Origin of the sequence: Pseudomonas sp. NPDC086581, from assembly GCF_044746165.1 — a bacterium.
Lineage (GTDB): Bacteria > Pseudomonadota > Gammaproteobacteria > Pseudomonadales > Pseudomonadaceae > Pseudomonas.
In genome coordinates this window covers 381,973-397,276 of record NZ_JBIVBR010000003.1, presented here as the reverse complement: position 1 = coordinate 397,276, position 15,304 = coordinate 381,973, and the positions used below count along the sequence as shown (strand labels likewise).

Here is a 15,304-nt window from a genome sequence, read left to right as displayed (position 1 = left end):
ACGACCATGAGCGACCAACAACTCGACGCTACCGAACTGCAACAGGAAGAAAACAAGCTGATCGCCCAGCGCAAGGAAAAGCTTGCCGCCGTGCGTGAAGCCAAGGCCATCGCCTTCCCCAACGACTTCCGCCGCGAGAACTACTTCGCGGACCTGCAGAAGCAGTACGAAACCGCGACCAAGGAAGAGCTGGAAGCAGCTGCCATCCCGGTCAAGGTTGCCGGTCGCATCATGCTCAACCGCGGCTCCTTCATCGTCCTGCAGGACAGCAGCGGCCGTCTGCAGGTCTACGTGAACCGCAAGACCCTGCCCGAAGAGACTCTGGCCGAGATCAAGACCTGGGACCTGGGCGACATCATCGGTGCCGAAGGCACCCTGGCCCGCTCGGGCAAGGGCGACCTGTACGTCGAGATGACCAACGTGCGCCTGCTGACCAAGTCGCTGCGCCCGCTGCCGGACAAGCACCACGGCCTGACCGACACCGAGCAGCGCTACCGCCAGCGCTACGTCGACCTGATCGTCAACGAGGAAACCCGCCACACCTTCCGCGTGCGCTCGCAGGTCATCGCCCACATCCGTCGGTTCCTCTCCGATCGCGGCTTCCTCGAAGTGGAAACCCCGATGTTGCAGACCATCCCCGGCGGCGCGGCGGCCAAGCCCTTCGAAACCCACCACAACGCGTTGGACATGGCCATGTTCCTGCGTATCGCCCCGGAGCTGTACCTCAAGCGCCTGGTGGTCGGTGGCTTCGAGAAGGTCTTCGAGATCAACCGCAACTTCCGTAACGAAGGCGTTTCGACCCGTCACAATCCCGAGTTCACCATGCTCGAGTTCTACCAGGCCTACGCCGACTACGAAGACAACATGGACCTGACCGAGGAGCTGTTCCGCGAGCTGGCCCAGGCCGTGCTCGGCAGCACCGACGTGCCCTACGGCGACAAGGTCTTCCACTTCGGTGAACCGTTCGCCCGTCTGTCCGTGTTCGACGCCATCCTCAAGTACAACCCGGAACTCACCGCGGCTGACCTGACCGACCTGGAGAAGGCCCGCGCCATCGCCAAGAAAGCCGGCGCCAAGGTCCTCGGCCACGAAGGCCTGGGCAAGCTGCAGGTGATGATTTTCGAAGAGCTGGTCGAGCACAAGCTGGAGCAGCCGCACTTCATCACCCAGTACCCGTTCGAAGTGTCTCCGCTGGCCCGCCGCAACGACAACGACCCGAGCGTCACCGACCGCTTCGAGCTGTTCATCGGTGGCCGCGAGATCGCCAACGCCTACTCCGAGCTCAACGACGCCGAAGACCAGGCCGAGCGCTTCATGCTGCAGGTCAAGGAGAAGGACGCCGGTGACGACGAGGCGATGCACTACGACGCCGACTTCGTCAACGCGCTCGAATACGGCATGCCGCCCACCGCCGGTGAAGGCATCGGCATCGACCGACTGGTGATGCTGCTGACCAACTCGCCGTCGATCCGCGATGTCATCCTCTTCCCGCACATGCGCCCGCAGGCGTAAGCGCAGGAACAGGAGAGAAAGGCCGCCCTCGGGGCGGCCTTTTTCATTTCTGCGGCTGACAGATTCTCCAGGAACGAGCAAGCTCGCTCCTGGAGAATCGGACGGTATACCATCCGACGAAATGCACGCCTCCTGCCGTGGCTCGGCCACGCTGTGGCACGTCTCACTCCCAGGCCTGATTCCCAGCCGCCTGATCTGCCTCGAGGCCCGCTCTGTGCGCCGCTGTCGCAGCTGCAAGGCGGCAATTGTTTTCCCACAGAAAAGCTCGAACAATGAGCCATCAGGTCGCGCCGCCGGAGGTAATGCCAGTGACCCAAGTTTCCCCGCGAGACAGCGCCGCGCAAGTCGCCAGCGCCATCGCAGAAAGTGTCAAATACCAGGGCCGCAAGGCCAGCCGCCAGGGCAGCGAGCAACGCCGCCAGGCGATTCTCGACGCCGCGCTGCGGATCATCGTGCGCGATGGCGTCCGCGCTGTGCGCCACCGCGCCGTGGCCGCAGAGGCCGGTGTGCCGCTATCGGCCACCACTTACTACTTCAAGGACATCCAGGACCTCATCACCGACACCTTCGCGCTCTTCGTTGAACGCAGCGCCGAAGCGCTGTCGACCTTCTGGACCAGCGTGGAAGGCGACCTCCAGGCCATGGCTGCCGGCCTCGGGCAGGACGACCCGCAGGCGCGCCGGGAGCTGACCGCCAATATCGTCGAGCTGGCGATCCAGTACGTCATGGTCCAGCTAAACGAGCGCCGTGAGCACCTGCTGGCCGAACAGGCGTTCCGCCAGGAGGCGTTGCTCAACCCCAGCCTCAGCGATCTGGCGCAGCGCCATCGGCGGATTCTTTCCCTGGGCGTGGTGCATTTCTTCGAAGTGCTCGGTTCAAAGCAGCCCGAGCAGGATGCCCGGGTGTTGACGGCCATCATCCTGCAGATGGAGTATCAGGGCCTGCTGGACGGGGCTGACCACCTGCAGATCGAGGAAATGCGTGCCATCCTTAGCCGCTATCTCGACCTGGTGATGGGCCTGTAGCCCCGGCTGCTGCATTCCAACCCCGCCATCCGGCGGGGTTTTCGTGTCGGAATTCCGAGTGCCCGCGCCTGTCGCATGGGAAGGCATACGGATCTAAGGAGGACGTGATGAAAGTCTGGCGTGCACTGCTGCTGTTGAGCATCGGCCTGCTCAGTGGCTGTCTGGTGACGTTCAAGGACCCGATTCCGGCCAACGAGCCCGCGCCGGCTCACCTGCTGGGCCAGTGGTCGCGTGTGGACGAGTACGGCGAGGAGCAGTTCCTCGAAGTCACCCGCTCCGGCTCCAACCTCTACCGCGCTCTGAGCTACGTCGATAGCAAGGACAACACCGATAGCGTCGAGGACTTCGGCTTCACCGTCGCCCACCACGGCAAGCGCTGGTACCTGTCGGCCGGTTTGCCGAAAAGCATGGGCGGTAACTTCGCCCTGGCCGGCTTCGAGATCACCGACAAGGACGAACTGGTGATCTATAACCTGGATGTCGAGCACATCCTGCAGGACATGAAGGAAGGCACGCTCAAGGGCGAGAAGGTCGACACCGAACAGGGTGCCGGCGCGCTGGTGAGCAGCCAGTTGCCCGAGGTGATCGCCTACCTCAACGATCCGGCCAACTCCGACGTGTTCGTCGAAGCGCTGCGCTTTTCGCGCGTGACCCCGGGAGAAAAGCAATGACCCCACGGCGCAAGAGGTCCACGCCCAACGAGTACCAGCAGATCATCCGCGGCCTGTCCGACCGCATCGTCGAGGCGCAGACGCCGATCCGCGTGCTCGACGCCATCAAGTGGGACGACGGCATTCGCGACGATTTCCTCAAGGGCCGCGGCAAGCACGCGCCCAAGGTCGACCGCGCCTACTATGACGGCCGCCCGCTGTCCTTCGACAGCAGTGCGAAGAAGCAGGAATTCCAGAACATCGAGCGCGACATCACCCGCCACCTGGGCCAGTTCAACCCGGTCGGGCAGATCATGCGGCGCATGTGCAAGGAATACCGCATGGTCATCCGCATGCTCGAAGCGCGCGGCACCCAGGACTTTGGTCTGATCTCCCAAGAGCTCTACGGCTCGGCCTCCGACGCCTTTCATGCCGGCGACCCGACCCTGGCCGACCTGGGCCTGATGCTCTCGGACTACCTGAACAATATCGCCGATCGTGGCGACCTCAAGGACGAACCCAAGACCCTTACCGCCAGTGACGCGGTGAAGATGCTGCAGGAGCGCCTGAACAAGGTGTTCGACGGTAAGGAAGACACCATCCGCGTCTTCGAGTCCGACGGCATCGTCGCCGACGCCGCGGCTGGCGCCGACTACATCAAGGTGCGCGCCGACGCCATGTTCAACGAGCGCGACGTGCGCGCGCTGGAAGTCCACGAAGGCCTGGTGCACGTCGGCACCACGCTCAATGGCCTCAACCAGCCGATCTGCACCTTCCTCGCCAAGGGGCCGCCGTCCTCCACCGTGACCCAGGAAGGCCTGGCGATCCTGATGGAAGTGATCGCCTTCGCCTCCTACCCGACGCGCCTGCGCAAGCTCACCAACCGCACCCGCGCCATCCACATGGCCGAAGAGGGCGCAGACTTCCTCGAGGTGTTCCACTTCTACCGCGAGCAGAACTACAGCGTGGAGAGCAGCTACCAGAACGCCAGCCGCGTGTTCCGTGGCTCGACCCCGGTCGGCCTGCCGTTCACCAAGGACCTGTCGTACCTAAAGGGCTTCATCCTGATCTACAACTACATCCAGCTCGCCGTGCGCAAGGGCAAGCTGGAGCAGATCCCGCTGCTGTTCTGCGGCAAGGCCACCCTGGAAGACATGCGCACCCTGCGCCAGTTGGTGGACGAGGGCCTGGTAGTGCCGCCCAAGTACCTGCCGCCGCAGTTCCGCGATCTCAACGCGCTCTCGGCGTGGATGTGCTTCTCCAACTTCCTCAACCACCTCAGCCTCGACCGCATCGAGGCGGATTACGCCAATATCCTCTAACCAGTCGGTCACCGTGTAGGAGCGGGCCATGCCTGCGATCGCGCCCATGGGGCGCTCCTACAGGTCAGTTTCCAAGGATGACTTGCCGATGATCCGTTGCTTCAAGGCCGCCGCTCTCACGCTGCTTTTCACACTCGGCGGTTGCAGCTCCCTGCTGTTCTACCCCAGCGACGATGTCGCCATCACCCCGGCTCGGGCCAAGCTCGACTATCGCGACGTCACCCTGACCACTGCCGATGGCGTGAAGCTCGCCGGCTGGTGGCTGCCAGCGAAGGCGGGCGTTCCGGTGAAGGGCACCGTGCTGCACTTGCACGGCAACGGCGGCAACATGGCGTGGCACTTGGGCGGCGCTTACTGGCTGCCGGAGCAGGGCTACCAGGTGCTGATGGTGGATTACCGCGGCTACGGGCATTCCGAGGGTGAACCGAGCCTGCCGGCGATCTACCAGGATATCGATGCTGCCTTCGCCTGGCTGGACAAGGCGCCGGAAGTGCAGGGCAAGCCGGTGATCCTGCTCGGCCAGAGCCTGGGCGGCGCCATGGCCGTGCACTACCTGGGCCTGCACCCGGAGCGGCAGAAGCAATTGCACGCGGTGGTGCTCGATGGTGTTCCGGCCAGCTACCGCGACGTGGCGCGATACACGCTTTCCACCAGCTGGTTGACCTGGCCGCTGCAGGTTCCGTTGTCCTGGCTGGTGCCCGACGGCGACAGCGCGATCCGCTCCATGCCGCGACTTTCTGGCGCACCCGTGCTGCTCTTCCACAGCATCGACGATACCATTGTGCCCCTGGCCAACGGCCTGAACCTCTACAAGGCCAAGCAGCCGCCCAAGGTCTTCCAGCTGACGCGCGGCAACCACGTGGAAACCTTCGGCGAACCCGTGTGGCGCGAAGTGATGCTGCGCTTCCTCGACGATCCGCAGCACTTCACCGGTCTGCGTCGCCTGGCTGAAGTCCCGAACTATCCTTCTCCGGCGAAGCCGCAGGCATCGCAGGCAGACCCGAAACAACAAGGCAACCCATGAACGAGCGCAACCCGATCCCCTATATCCTCACCGTCATCGCCACCATCTTCGTCTCGGTCGGCACGCTCTGGTACTACGGCTACCTGCACTTCGCCAAGCCCGAGGACGCACTGGAGCTGACACAGTTCACCATGCTCAAAAGCATCCCCGGCCAGGACACCAAGCTCTCCCTGGACCCGGCCGACCAGCAAGCGCAGTGCATCGACGGCGTGCTGGTGATGTTCGACATGAGCCAGAAGGGGCTGACCGGCGTGCTGGTCGACGGCCGCAAGCGCGCCGTGCGCTGCATGGGCGAGCAGACCCCGCAAGAGGTCAAGTGACGGCGAGCCCGCCGTCGCAGGCCAAGGGAGCAAGCACCATGAGTCATCCCGAAATCCGCGTCTGGCAGGGCGATATCACCCGTCTCGATGTCGATGCCATCGTCAACGCTGCCAACAGCTCGCTGCTGGGTGGCGGGGGCGTCGACGGCGCCATCCACCGGGCTGCCGGACCGGACCTGGTCCACGCCTGCCGCCCGCTCGGTGGCTGCAAGACCGGCCAGGCGAAGCTCACCGCAGGCTTTCGCCTCCCGGCGCGCTTCGTCATCCACACCGTCGGGCCGGTCTGGCGCGGGGGTGAGCATGGCGAGCCGGAGCTGCTCGCCCAGTGCTACCGCAATAGCCTGCAATTGGCCGAGGACAAGGGCCTCGCCAGCGTCGCCTTTCCCGCTATCAGCACCGGCATCTACGGCTATCCCGCCGAGCCGGCGGCGCAGGTCGCAGTGGACGAGCTGCGTCGGCCACGCGGGGAGGGGAGTTCGTTGAGGGAACTGGTGCTGGTGCCATTCTCGGCGGAGATGGCGGAGCTCTACCTCCGCCTGCTCGCCTACGTACGGTAGGCCCGCAGGGGCTAAGGGAACTCCTGCGCGGCAATGGGTACGCGAGCCAACTCGCTCCTACGAAGAGCCACTTCGCAGGAGCGAGCCGTTGTGCTGGATCAGTAGGTGCCGCTTACCGAAGAGCGCGGCTGCACCGGGTTGGCATCGTTGGAGATGGTCACCTCGACGCGGCGGTTCATGGCGCGGCCGGCCGGGGTGGCATTACTCGATACCGGATACTCCTTGCCGTAGCCACGGGCGACGACGCGGTCGGGCGTCACGCCCTGGCTGAGCAGCGCCAGGCGGATGGCCTCGGCGCGGCGCTCGGACAGCCCCTGGTTGTAGGAGGACGAGCCGCTGCTGTCGGTGTAACCCTCGACTATGACCTTGCGCTCCGGGTTCTGCTGCAGGTAACCGGCCAGGTTCTGCACATTGCTCATCGCGCCGGGCTTGAGTTCGGCGCGGTCGAGATCGAACAGCACGTCACCGAAGGACACCATGGTCCCGCGCGAGGTCTGCTTGGCGTTCAGCTCGCCCTTGAGCTTGTTCAGCTGCGCGGTACGAGCATCGAGACGGGCCTGGGCGCGCTGGGCGGAGGTGTTCTTCAACTGATCCTCGGCGTCGCGCAGGGCCACGGTCTGGTTGGCCAGCTCGATGCGTTGCTGGGTCAGGTAGGCCAGTTGGTCCACTTCCTTCTGATTCGCGCCGTCACGGTAGGCTTGGTCGGCCTTGGCCAGCCAGTCGCCAGCGTCCTTGGTTTCCAGTGCGGCCTGCTGAGTGGCCTGGGGCTCGGCCTGCAGGGCCTGGAAGTCGCTACGGGCTTTCTCCAGGTTCGCGTTGGGCGGCGTCGAGCAGGCGGCCAGGGCCAGAGCGAGGGTCGAGATGGCGGGCAGTACGATGAGTTTGTTCATGTCGAAATTCCTTATATGACCGGGCGTGGGGGCGGGATCACTGGGCCTGCTGCAGGCCTTCCTGACGCAACTCCATCACGCCCTGCTGGGCGTCCTTCACCGCGTTCTGGGCCTTCACGGCCTGGGACTTGCGCTCGGCCACACGGGCGTCCCACTCGGCCTGCTGGGCCAGGTTGCGAGCCTGGTCGTATTCCTTGTCGTTCAGGGCGATGCGCGCCTGGGCGAGCTTGTCCTGGGCGTTCTTGGTTTCCACTGGCGCGAATTCCGGCCCGCCGTTGCTGACCGCAGCGTTCACCGCCGATTCGGTGACGGCCATCTGTTCGCTGGGCGGGTTACCGGCGCAGCCGGCCAGCAGCATCGCGCTGCCGAGGGCGAGCAGCCCCAGGCGCCAACTGCGCAGCGGGGCGCGGGTGGAAAGGGCAGGGACGGTTCGAGCGCTTTGAGATTTCAGTTCCATTGGGTGAATCCTCTGACGTTTGCTTAGGGTTTCCCTCGGCGTTTCGATTGCCGGCGGATGCGGGCGGCTCTCCCGCGCGGTTCTGCGCGATGTGGCTCATGCCTTGAGAGCAGCGGGCATCTATTTAGGGGACTAAGGGTTTTGCCAGGGGGTTCAAAAAAAATGCCCGCCGTGATGGCGGGCATTTTCAGCGAGCAGCGTCGATCAGACGCGATGACGCAACAACTGCAGGCCGTTGAACACCACCAGCAGGCTGGCGCCCATGTCGGCGAACACCGCCATCCACAAGGTGCCTTCGCCGGCCAAAGTGAGGGCGAGGAACACCGCCTTGATGCCCAGCGCCAGGGTGATGTTCTGGATCAGTACGCGATGGGTCTGGCGCGACAGGCGAATGAAGGACGGCAGCTTACGCAGGTCGTCGTCCATCAGCGCGACGCCGGCGGTTTCGATGGCCGTGTCGGTACCTGCCGCACCCATGGCGAAGCCGATGTCGGCGCGGGCCAGGGCCGGGGCGTCGTTGATGCCGTCGCCGACCATGCCGACGCGCTTGCCGCTTGCCTGGCGCTGCTTCACTTCGCGCAGCTTGTCCTCGGGCAGCAGGTTGCCCAGCGCCTGGTCGATGCCCACCTGGGCGCCGATGGCGTTGGCGGTGTGCGGGTTGTCGCCGGTCAGCATCAGTGTCTTCACGCCCAGTTGGTGCAACTGGGCGACGGCTTCGCGGCTGGTTTCCTTGACGCCATCGGCCACGGCGAACAGCGCCAGCGGGCCTTCGGTGTCGAGCAGCACGATGACCGTCTTGCCCTGTTGCTCGAGAGCGTCGAGGCGGGCTTCCAGCTCCTTCGAGCACAGCTCCAGTTCCTCCACCAGACGGTGGTTGCCCAGGTGGTAGGTGCGGCCGTCGATCTCGCCTTTCACGCCACGGCCGGGCAGGGCGGTCAGCTCGCCTACGCTATACAGCGCGATATTGTCGGCCTCGGCGGCCTGAGCCACGGCGTGGGATACCGGGTGATCCGAGCGGGCGGCAAGGCTGGCGGCCAGGGCGCGCACATCACCGGCGGCGCTTTCGCGCAGGGCGGTGAAGTCGGTCTGGCGCGGGCGGCCCTCGGTGAGGGTGCCGGTCTTGTCCAGGGCGATCCATTCCAGGGAACGGCCCATCTCCAGGAACACCCCGCCCTTGATCAGGATGCCCAGGCGCGCCGCCGCCGACAGGCCGCTGACGATGGTCACCGGGGTGGAGATCACCAGCGCGCAGGGGCAGGCGATCACCAGCAGCACCAACGCACGGTACACCCAGTCCAGCCAGGCGCCGCCGAAGAACAGCGGGGGCAGCAGCGCGGTGGCGATGGCAATGAGGAACACCACCGGGGTGTAGATGCGCGAGAACTGGTCGACGAAGCGCTGGGTCGGTGCGCGCGAGCCCTGGGCCTCTTCCACGGCGTGGATGATGCGCGCCAGGGTGCTGTCGTCGGCCACGCGGGTGACACGGTATTCCAGAGCGCTTTCGCCGTTGATGGTGCCGGCGAACAGGGTATCGCCGGCCTGCTTTTCCACTGGCAGGCTTTCACCGGTGATGGGTGCCTGGTTGACGCTGGAGCGGCCATCGAGCACCTCGCCGTCCAGTGCGATGCGCTCGCCGGGGCGCACCCGCACCCGCGCGCCGAGGGCGACGGACTTGGCGGGAACCTCCTGCCACTGCCCATCCACCTGCACCGTGGCCTGTTCCGGAGCCAGTTGCAGCAGGCCGCGAATGGCGTTGCGCGCGCGGTCCAGCGACTTGGCCTCGATCAATTCGGCGATAGCGAACAGCACCGCCACCATGGCCGCTTCCGGCCACTGGCCGATCAGCATGGCACCGGTCACGGCAATGCTCATCAGGGCGTTGATGTTGAGGTTGCGGTTCTTCAGGGCGATCCAGCCCTTGCGGTAGGTTGGCAGGCCGGCGCCGACAATCGCGGCGATGGCCAGTACTGCCACCAGCCAGTGCGGGCCGATGGCGAACCATTCGAAAAACTCCGCGCCCGCCGCTGCGACGCCGGCCAGAGCCAGTGGCCACCAGGGCTTCTGTTGGGCGGGCTGCGCCGAGACGGGGGCGTTTTCGTCTACCGGCTCGGCTTGCATACCGAGGGAGGCCACCAGCTTCTGCAGCGGCTCGGTACTGTCGAAGCGATGCTGCACGCGGAGCAGGCGCTGCATGAGGTTGAAGTCCAGGTCTTCCACGGCGGACACGCGACCCAGCGCATCGCGCAGCAGGCGTTCCTCGGTGGGGCAGTCCATGGCTTCGATGCGCAGACTCGTCCAGCGTAGCTCGCCGCTGGCCGAGCCGGCGGCGGCCGTGGCGGCACTTTCTGCGCGCGCACTGCGATCTTCGTCCTGATCATGGGAGTGATCGTGATCATGGCCGTGGTCATGCTTGTGCGGGGCAGGTTCGGCAGCCGGGGCGCGCAGCTGCGCGCCTTTGTCGCAGCCGCAGTAGTCGGCGGCGTCATGTTCACGGTCCTGTACAGGGCCGTGGATGGTCGGCCCCTGGCGATTGGCAGTCATGTCGTCCGTTCCTGTTTGACGAGTTGCTGCCGATTGCACACCCTGTAGCAACTACAGAGTCAAGCATCCGTTGGCGAGGAGTCGCACATGAAGATCGGTGAACTGGCGAAACTGACCGGCTGCCCGGTGGAAACCATCCGCTACTACGAGCGCGAAGGCCTGCTGCCCGCGCCGTCGCGCAGCGAGGGCAACTACCGGCAGTACGACGCCAGCCACGTCGAGCGGCTGTCGTTCATTCGCCATTGCCGTTCGCTGGACATGACCCAGGAGGAAATCCGCATCCTCCTCGGCCTGCGCGACCGCCCTGAATCCGACTGCGGCACCGCCAACCGGCTGATCGACGAGCACTTGCACCACGTCGAAGTGCGCATCGCCGAGTTGCAGTCGCTCAGCCAGCAACTGCGCGACCTGCGCGCGCAGTGCCAGGGAGAGGGCAGCAGCGAGGATTGCGGCATCCTGCGCGAGCTGGAGCAGCCGGCGGAGCCGTCGGTGATTCCGGAGGCCTGCGCGGAGGCGGGGCATTTGCATGTGCCCGGCGTTCACGGCCGGCATTGACCGCATCCGGTGGGACCGCGCTATGGGCCCGTTCCTACCGGATAGTTCTGTGCTCGGATCGGCCCTCACCCTAACCCTCTCCCAGAGGGAGAGGGGGACCGTTCGGTGCCGGATGAAACCACAGCGTCAGCCGGCACGATTTGCTCCCTCTCCCTGAGGGAGAGGGCTGGGGTGAGGGGGAAAGCACAAACACGGAACTACCAGTCGTAGGGCGCATAACGCGCCAGCGTTATCCGCCGATTGAGTAGCCGGCGGATAACCTGTTCCAGGTTATGCGCCCTACGAAAAACCAAACGCCCCGGCATCTGCCGGGGCGTTTGCATTCAGGAGTGCTCGGCCTCCGTCAGCTCATGCAGGTACTTGCGCGACAGTGCCAGGAAGCGCGGCGTAGGGCCGGTGTCCTCATAGATCGGGTCACCCTGTTCGTCCTGCGCCACTACCTTGGTCCCCTGCACGTAGGGGAAGCTCGCCTCCAGCTCTTCCAGCGCCGCACTGACCAGTTCACCCAGCAGCTCCTCGACGCTGCGCTTGGGGTACATGTCGTGCAGCGCGGCCAGACGCGCGGCCGTCTCGACGTCCAGCGGAATGCTGTACTGGTGGTTGGTCATGCGCCCCCTGGCGTTCTTTTCCCAATGGCGTACCAGCTCGCGGATTTTCATGTTCACCTCTAGGGTCGTTACGTGGCGGTCGGCCCTCGTGAGGTCGCCGCAGGTTTTCCCATCGATGGGGATAACTTTCAGCCTAGACGTTGTCCGAGCAGGATTGCGGGCGTTCGTCGAGCGCTTGCCTGCCGGCCCGGCCGGCGGCACTGTAAAACCCTGCGATGCCCTTTCTCTCTCTGATCCAGGAGACTGCGATGCCGGATATCGATGCGCGCCTGCGCGAGGACGTTCACCTGCTTGGCGAGCTGCTCGGGCGGACCATCCGTGCCCAGTACGGGCAGGGCTTCCTCGACAAGATCGAACTGATCCGCACCGGCGCCAAGGCTGCCCGGCGCGGCTCAGCCGAAGGCGCAAAACAGCTGACCGCGACCCTCGACGGCCTGGGCGAAGATGAACTGCTGCCGGTGGCGCGCGCCTTCAACCAGTTCCTCAACCTGGCCAACATCGCCGAGCAGTACCACCGCATACGCCGGCGCACACCCAAGGAGCCGGAGCCCTTCGAGAACCGTGTGCTGGCCGAACTGCTGGGCCGCCTGCGCAAGTCCGGCCTGGGCGCCGAGGGCCTGGCGCGCCAGGTGGCGGAGCTGGAAATCGAGCTGGTGCTCACCGCGCACCCCACCGAAGTGGCGCGCCGCACGCTGATCCAGAAGTACGACGCCATCGCTGCGCAACTGGCCGCCGGTGACCACTCCGACCTGCTGCCCGAGGAGCGCCAGGCGGTGCAGGAAAAACTCCAGCGCCTGATCGCCGAGGCCTGGCACACCGACGAGATCCGCCGCACCCGACCGACCCCGGTGGACGAGGCGAAATGGGGCTTCGCGGTGATCGAGCACTCCCTCTGGCACGCCTTGCCGGCCTTCCTCCGCCACGTTGATCGAACCCTGCAGGAAACCCTCGGCGAGCGCCTGCCCCTGAGCGCCGCGCCGATTCGCTTCGCCTCCTGGATGGGCGGCGACCGTGACGGCAACCCCAACGTCACCGCCGCCATCACTCGCGAGGTGTTGCTGCTGGCGCGCTGGATGGCGGCTGACCTCTATCTGCGTGACGTCGACAGCCTTGCCGCCGAACTCTCCATGCAGCAGGCCAGCGACGAGCTGCGCGCCGAAGTCGGCGACCTCGCCGAGCCCTACCGCGCACTGCTCAAGCAACTGCGCGAACGCCTGCGCGCTACCCGCGCCTGGGCCGAGCGTGCCATCCACACCGGTGAGGAGCCGGGCGCTGACGTGCTGCAGGACAACCGCGAACTGCTGGAGCCGCTGCTGCTCTGTTATCGCTCGCTGCAGGCCTGTGGCATGGGTGTGATCGCCGAGGGCGACCTGCTCGATACCTTGCGCCGAGCAGCCACTTTCGGGCTGTACCTGGCACGGCTGGATGTGCGCCAGGACTCCACGCGCCACGCCAAGGCGATGAGCGAAATCACCGAGTACCTGGGCCTGGGCAATTACGCCGAGTGGGACGAAAGCGTGCGCCAGGAATTTCTCCTGGAAGAACTCGCCAGCCGCCGGCCCTTGCTGCCGGCGAACTACGCTCCGACGCCCGAGACCGCCGAAGTCCTCGCCACCTGCCGCGTGGTGGCGCAGGCGCCGGCCGCCTCGCTGGGTTCTTACGTCATCTCCATGGCCGGGCAGCCGTCCGACGTGCTCGCCGTCCAGTTGCTGCTCAAGGAATGCGGGCTGGAGCGGCCGATGCGCGTGGTGCCGCTGTTCGAGACCCTGGATGACCTGGACAACGCCGGCCCCTGCATCGACCGCCTGCTCAGCCTGGACAGCTACCGCACCCGCCTGGCCGGACCGCAGGAAGTGATGATCGGCTACTCCGACTCGGCCAAGGACGCCGGGACCCTGGCTGCGGCCTGGGCACAGTACCGCGCGCAGGAGGCGCTGGTGGACATCTGTCGCAACCATGGCGTCGAGCTGCTGCTGTTCCATGGCCGCGGCGGCACCGTCGGGCGTGGCGGCGGTCCGGCCCATGCGGCGATCCTCTCGCAACCGCCGGGTTCGGTGGCCGGGCGCTTCCGCACCACCGAGCAGGGCGAGATGATCCGCTTCAAGTTCGGCCTGCCGGACATCGCCGAGCAGAACCTCAACCTCTACCTCGCCGCCGTGCTGGAGGCGACCCTGCAACCGCCACCGGTGCCCGAGCCGGCCTGGCGCGAGGAGATGGACCGCCTGGCCGCCGACGGCGTGCTCGCCTACCGCGCGGTGGTACGGGAGAACCCACAGTTCGTCGACTACTTCCGCGAGGCCACGCCGGAGCAGGAACTGGGCCGCCTGCCGCTGGGCAGCCGCCCGGCCAAGCGTCGCGAGGGCGGGGTGGAAAGCCTGCGGGCGATCCCCTGGATCTTCGCCTGGACCCAGACGCGCCTGATGCTGCCGGCCTGGCTGGGCTGGGAAGACGCCCTGTTCAAGGCCATCGAACGCGGCGAAGGCGCACTGCTGGGACGCATGCGCAAGGAGTGGCCGTTTTTCACCACGCGCATCGACATGCTGGAGATGGTACTGGCCAAGGCCGACCGGGAAATTGCCCAACTCTACGACGAGCGACTGGTGCAATCGGAACTGCGACCATTAGGTGCGCATTTACGCGACCTATTGTCGCAGTCGGTGCGAGTGGTGCTGGGGCTTACAGGGCAATCGCAGCTGCTCGCCCACGCCGCCGAGACGCGTGAATCCATCGGCGTGCGCAACACCTACCTGGACCCGCTGCACCTGCTCCAGGCCGAGCTGCTGGCGCGCTCGCGGCGCTGCACGGGCGACGCCTGCGGCGGTCTGGAGCAAGCCATGCTGGTGACGGTGGCGGGGATTGCAGCCGGGTTGCGAAATACCGGCTGAGGCACTACCACCCCCCACCAAAGGTGGATTGCCGAGCCGCCAGATGAGATTAATTTGATGGCTGATCCTGGGTGCGGAAACGGCCCGGGATCGGCGTGCGCAGTCCCCATGGCTGGCTTGTGTGGTGTGGGACCGCTGTGTATCGTGAGCAACCTTTCGGCGCACCTCTGCGCCATTCCAAGCATGATGAGATTGGCCCCACGAGGCGGATCCGTGATTTCGCTTAACAAGTATTAAGGAGCATATCGATGCGTGTGATTCTGCTCGGGGCGCCCGGTGCCGGCAAAGGTACCCAGGCTCGCTTCATCACTGAAAAGTTTGGCATTCCGCAGATTTCCACCGGCGACATGCTGCGTGCAGCGGTCAAGGCTGGCACCGAGCTCGGCCTGCAGGCCAAGAGCGTAATGGACGCCGGCGGCCTGGTATCCGATGACCTGATCATCAACCTGGTCAAGGAACGTATCGCCCAGCCCGACTGCGCCAAGGGCTTCCTGTTCGACGGCTTCCCGCGCACCATTCCCCAGGCCGAGGCCATGAAGGAAGCGGGCGTCTCCATCGATCACGTGGTCGAGATCGCCGTGGACGACGAGGAAATCGTCGGCCGCATCGCCGGTCGCCGCGTTCACCCGGCCTCGGGTCGCGTCTACCACGTCGAGCACAACCCGCCGAAAGTGGCTGGCAAGGACGATGAGACCGGCGAAGAGCTGATCCAGCGCGAAGACGACAAGGAAGCCACCGTGCGTCACCGCCTGTCGGTCTACCACTCGCAGACCAAGCCGCTGGTCGACTTCTACCAGAAGCTGGCGGATGCGCAGGGCACTCCGAAGTACACCCGCGTCGAGGGTGTCGGTTCGGTCGAGCAGATCACCTCCAAGGTGCTCGGCGCTCTGAACTGATCCATCGCCGTATCAGCCAAAGGCCCGCACACGCGGGCCTTTGGCGTTTATAATGCCCGCCC

Annotated in this window: 14 protein-coding genes; 10 read left to right on the top strand and 4 right to left on the bottom strand. The window is 65.7% G+C overall.

Annotated features, from left to right (window positions below; all coding sequences use genetic code 11):
- Positions 1-6: 6 nt before the first annotated feature.
- The 7 genes from lysS to ACIPK7_RS09350 all read left to right on the top strand — a co-directional run bounded on the left by lysS (position 7) and on the right by ACIPK7_RS09350 (position 6,410).
- Positions 7-1,512, top strand: a complete 1,506-nt coding sequence (lysS, locus tag ACIPK7_RS09380) for a lysine--tRNA ligase (RefSeq protein WP_081517829.1) — start codon at positions 7-9, stop codon at positions 1,510-1,512.
- A gap of 308 nt (positions 1,513-1,820) precedes the next feature.
- A complete protein-coding gene (locus ACIPK7_RS09375; RefSeq protein WP_192436230.1) occupies positions 1,821-2,537 on the top strand; it encodes a TetR/AcrR family transcriptional regulator in 717 nt (238 codons plus the stop codon).
- Between the two features lie 107 nt (positions 2,538-2,644).
- A complete protein-coding gene (locus ACIPK7_RS09370) occupies positions 2,645-3,208 on the top strand; it encodes a hypothetical protein (protein ID WP_401087302.1) in 564 nt (187 codons plus the stop codon).
- Positions 3,205-4,509, top strand: coding sequence for a flavohemoglobin expression-modulating QEGLA motif protein (locus ACIPK7_RS09365; RefSeq protein ID WP_401087300.1), 1,305 nt, complete (start codon positions 3,205-3,207; stop codon positions 4,507-4,509). Before ACIPK7_RS09370 ends, ACIPK7_RS09365 begins: the two co-directional genes overlap by 4 nt.
- 88 nt (positions 4,510-4,597) lie before the next feature.
- Entirely contained in the window at positions 4,598-5,533 is a 936-nt protein-coding gene (locus tag ACIPK7_RS09360; RefSeq protein ID WP_192436227.1) for an alpha/beta hydrolase, read from the top strand.
- Positions 5,530-5,853: a hypothetical protein gene (locus ACIPK7_RS09355; RefSeq protein ID WP_192436226.1), complete on the top strand. Its 324-nt coding sequence runs from the start codon at positions 5,530-5,532 to the stop codon at positions 5,851-5,853. The genes ACIPK7_RS09360 and ACIPK7_RS09355 overlap by 4 nt, the downstream gene beginning before the upstream one ends.
- 38 nt (positions 5,854-5,891) lie before the next feature.
- Complete coding sequence (locus ACIPK7_RS09350) at positions 5,892-6,410, top strand: O-acetyl-ADP-ribose deacetylase (RefSeq protein ID WP_192436225.1); 519 nt, start codon at positions 5,892-5,894, stop codon at positions 6,408-6,410.
- A 98-nt stretch (positions 6,411-6,508) separates the two neighbouring features.
- Here the strand turns inward: ACIPK7_RS09350 and ACIPK7_RS09345 are convergent, their stop codons facing one another.
- The 3 genes from ACIPK7_RS09345 to ACIPK7_RS09335 all read right to left on the bottom strand — a co-directional run bounded on the left by ACIPK7_RS09345 (position 6,509) and on the right by ACIPK7_RS09335 (position 10,298).
- Positions 6,509-7,300 carry an OmpA family protein gene (locus ACIPK7_RS09345; protein WP_192431805.1) on the bottom strand — a complete coding sequence of 264 codons (792 nt, stop codon included), beginning with the start codon at positions 7,298-7,300 and terminating at the stop codon, positions 6,509-6,511.
- Positions 7,301-7,337: 37 nt separating this feature from the next.
- On the bottom strand, positions 7,338-7,757 hold the full coding sequence (locus ACIPK7_RS09340; protein WP_225614796.1) for a DUF4398 domain-containing protein: 420 nt from the start codon (positions 7,755-7,757) through the stop codon (positions 7,338-7,340).
- A gap of 204 nt (positions 7,758-7,961) precedes the next feature.
- Positions 7,962-10,298, bottom strand: coding sequence for a heavy metal translocating P-type ATPase (locus ACIPK7_RS09335; RefSeq protein WP_401087297.1), 2,337 nt, complete (start codon positions 10,296-10,298; stop codon positions 7,962-7,964).
- A gap of 87 nt (positions 10,299-10,385) precedes the next feature.
- On the opposite strand from ACIPK7_RS09335, the gene cadR reads away from it, so the two are divergent.
- Positions 10,386-10,853, top strand: a complete 468-nt coding sequence (gene cadR, locus ACIPK7_RS09330; protein ID WP_088417911.1) for a Cd(II)/Pb(II)-responsive transcriptional regulator — start codon at positions 10,386-10,388, stop codon at positions 10,851-10,853.
- A gap of 323 nt (positions 10,854-11,176) precedes the next feature.
- Here cadR and ACIPK7_RS09325 read toward each other — a convergent pair whose 3' ends face one another.
- Positions 11,177-11,512: a pilin assembly protein gene (locus ACIPK7_RS09325; RefSeq protein ID WP_192431807.1), complete on the bottom strand. Its 336-nt coding sequence runs from the start codon at positions 11,510-11,512 to the stop codon at positions 11,177-11,179.
- A gap of 197 nt (positions 11,513-11,709) precedes the next feature.
- On the opposite strand from ACIPK7_RS09325, the gene ppc reads away from it, so the two are divergent.
- Both ppc and adk read left to right on the top strand, forming a co-directional pair.
- Positions 11,710-14,346, top strand: a complete 2,637-nt coding sequence (gene ppc, locus ACIPK7_RS09320; RefSeq protein ID WP_401087295.1) for a phosphoenolpyruvate carboxylase — start codon at positions 11,710-11,712, stop codon at positions 14,344-14,346.
- 248 nt (positions 14,347-14,594) lie between these two features.
- Positions 14,595-15,242 carry an adenylate kinase gene (gene adk / locus ACIPK7_RS09315; protein WP_081517842.1) on the top strand — a complete coding sequence of 216 codons (648 nt, stop codon included), beginning with the start codon at positions 14,595-14,597 and terminating at the stop codon, positions 15,240-15,242.
- The last annotated feature ends 62 nt before the right edge of the window (positions 15,243-15,304 follow it).

Bases quoted from the DNA above. Each gene is read 5' to 3' on its own strand.
- lysS (WP_081517829.1), top strand. From the start codon at position 7: ATGAGCGACCAACAACTCGACGCTACCGAACTGCAACAGGAAGAAAAC.
- ACIPK7_RS09370 (WP_401087302.1), top strand. From the start codon at position 2,645: ATGAAAGTCTGGCGTGCACTGCTGCTGTTGAGCATCGGCCTGCTCAGT.
- ACIPK7_RS09365 (WP_401087300.1), top strand. From the start codon at position 3,205: ATGACCCCACGGCGCAAGAGGTCCACGCCCAACGAGTACCAGCAGATC.
- ACIPK7_RS09360 (WP_192436227.1), top strand. From the start codon at position 4,598: ATGATCCGTTGCTTCAAGGCCGCCGCTCTCACGCTGCTTTTCACACTC.
- ACIPK7_RS09355 (WP_192436226.1), top strand. From the start codon at position 5,530: ATGAACGAGCGCAACCCGATCCCCTATATCCTCACCGTCATCGCCACC.
- ACIPK7_RS09350 (WP_192436225.1), top strand. From the start codon at position 5,892: ATGAGTCATCCCGAAATCCGCGTCTGGCAGGGCGATATCACCCGTCTC.
- ACIPK7_RS09345 (WP_192431805.1), bottom strand. From the start codon at position 7,300: ATGAACAAACTCATCGTACTGCCCGCCATCTCGACCCTCGCTCTGGCC.
- ACIPK7_RS09340 (WP_225614796.1), bottom strand. From the start codon at position 7,757: ATGGAACTGAAATCTCAAAGCGCTCGAACCGTCCCTGCCCTTTCCACC.
- ACIPK7_RS09335 (WP_401087297.1), bottom strand. From the start codon at position 10,298: ATGACTGCCAATCGCCAGGGGCCGACCATCCACGGCCCTGTACAGGAC.
- cadR (WP_088417911.1), top strand. From the start codon at position 10,386: ATGAAGATCGGTGAACTGGCGAAACTGACCGGCTGCCCGGTGGAAACC.
- ACIPK7_RS09325 (WP_192431807.1), bottom strand. From the start codon at position 11,512: ATGAAAATCCGCGAGCTGGTACGCCATTGGGAAAAGAACGCCAGGGGG.
- ppc (WP_401087295.1), top strand. From the start codon at position 11,710: ATGCCGGATATCGATGCGCGCCTGCGCGAGGACGTTCACCTGCTTGGC.
- adk (WP_081517842.1), top strand. From the start codon at position 14,595: ATGCGTGTGATTCTGCTCGGGGCGCCCGGTGCCGGCAAAGGTACCCAG.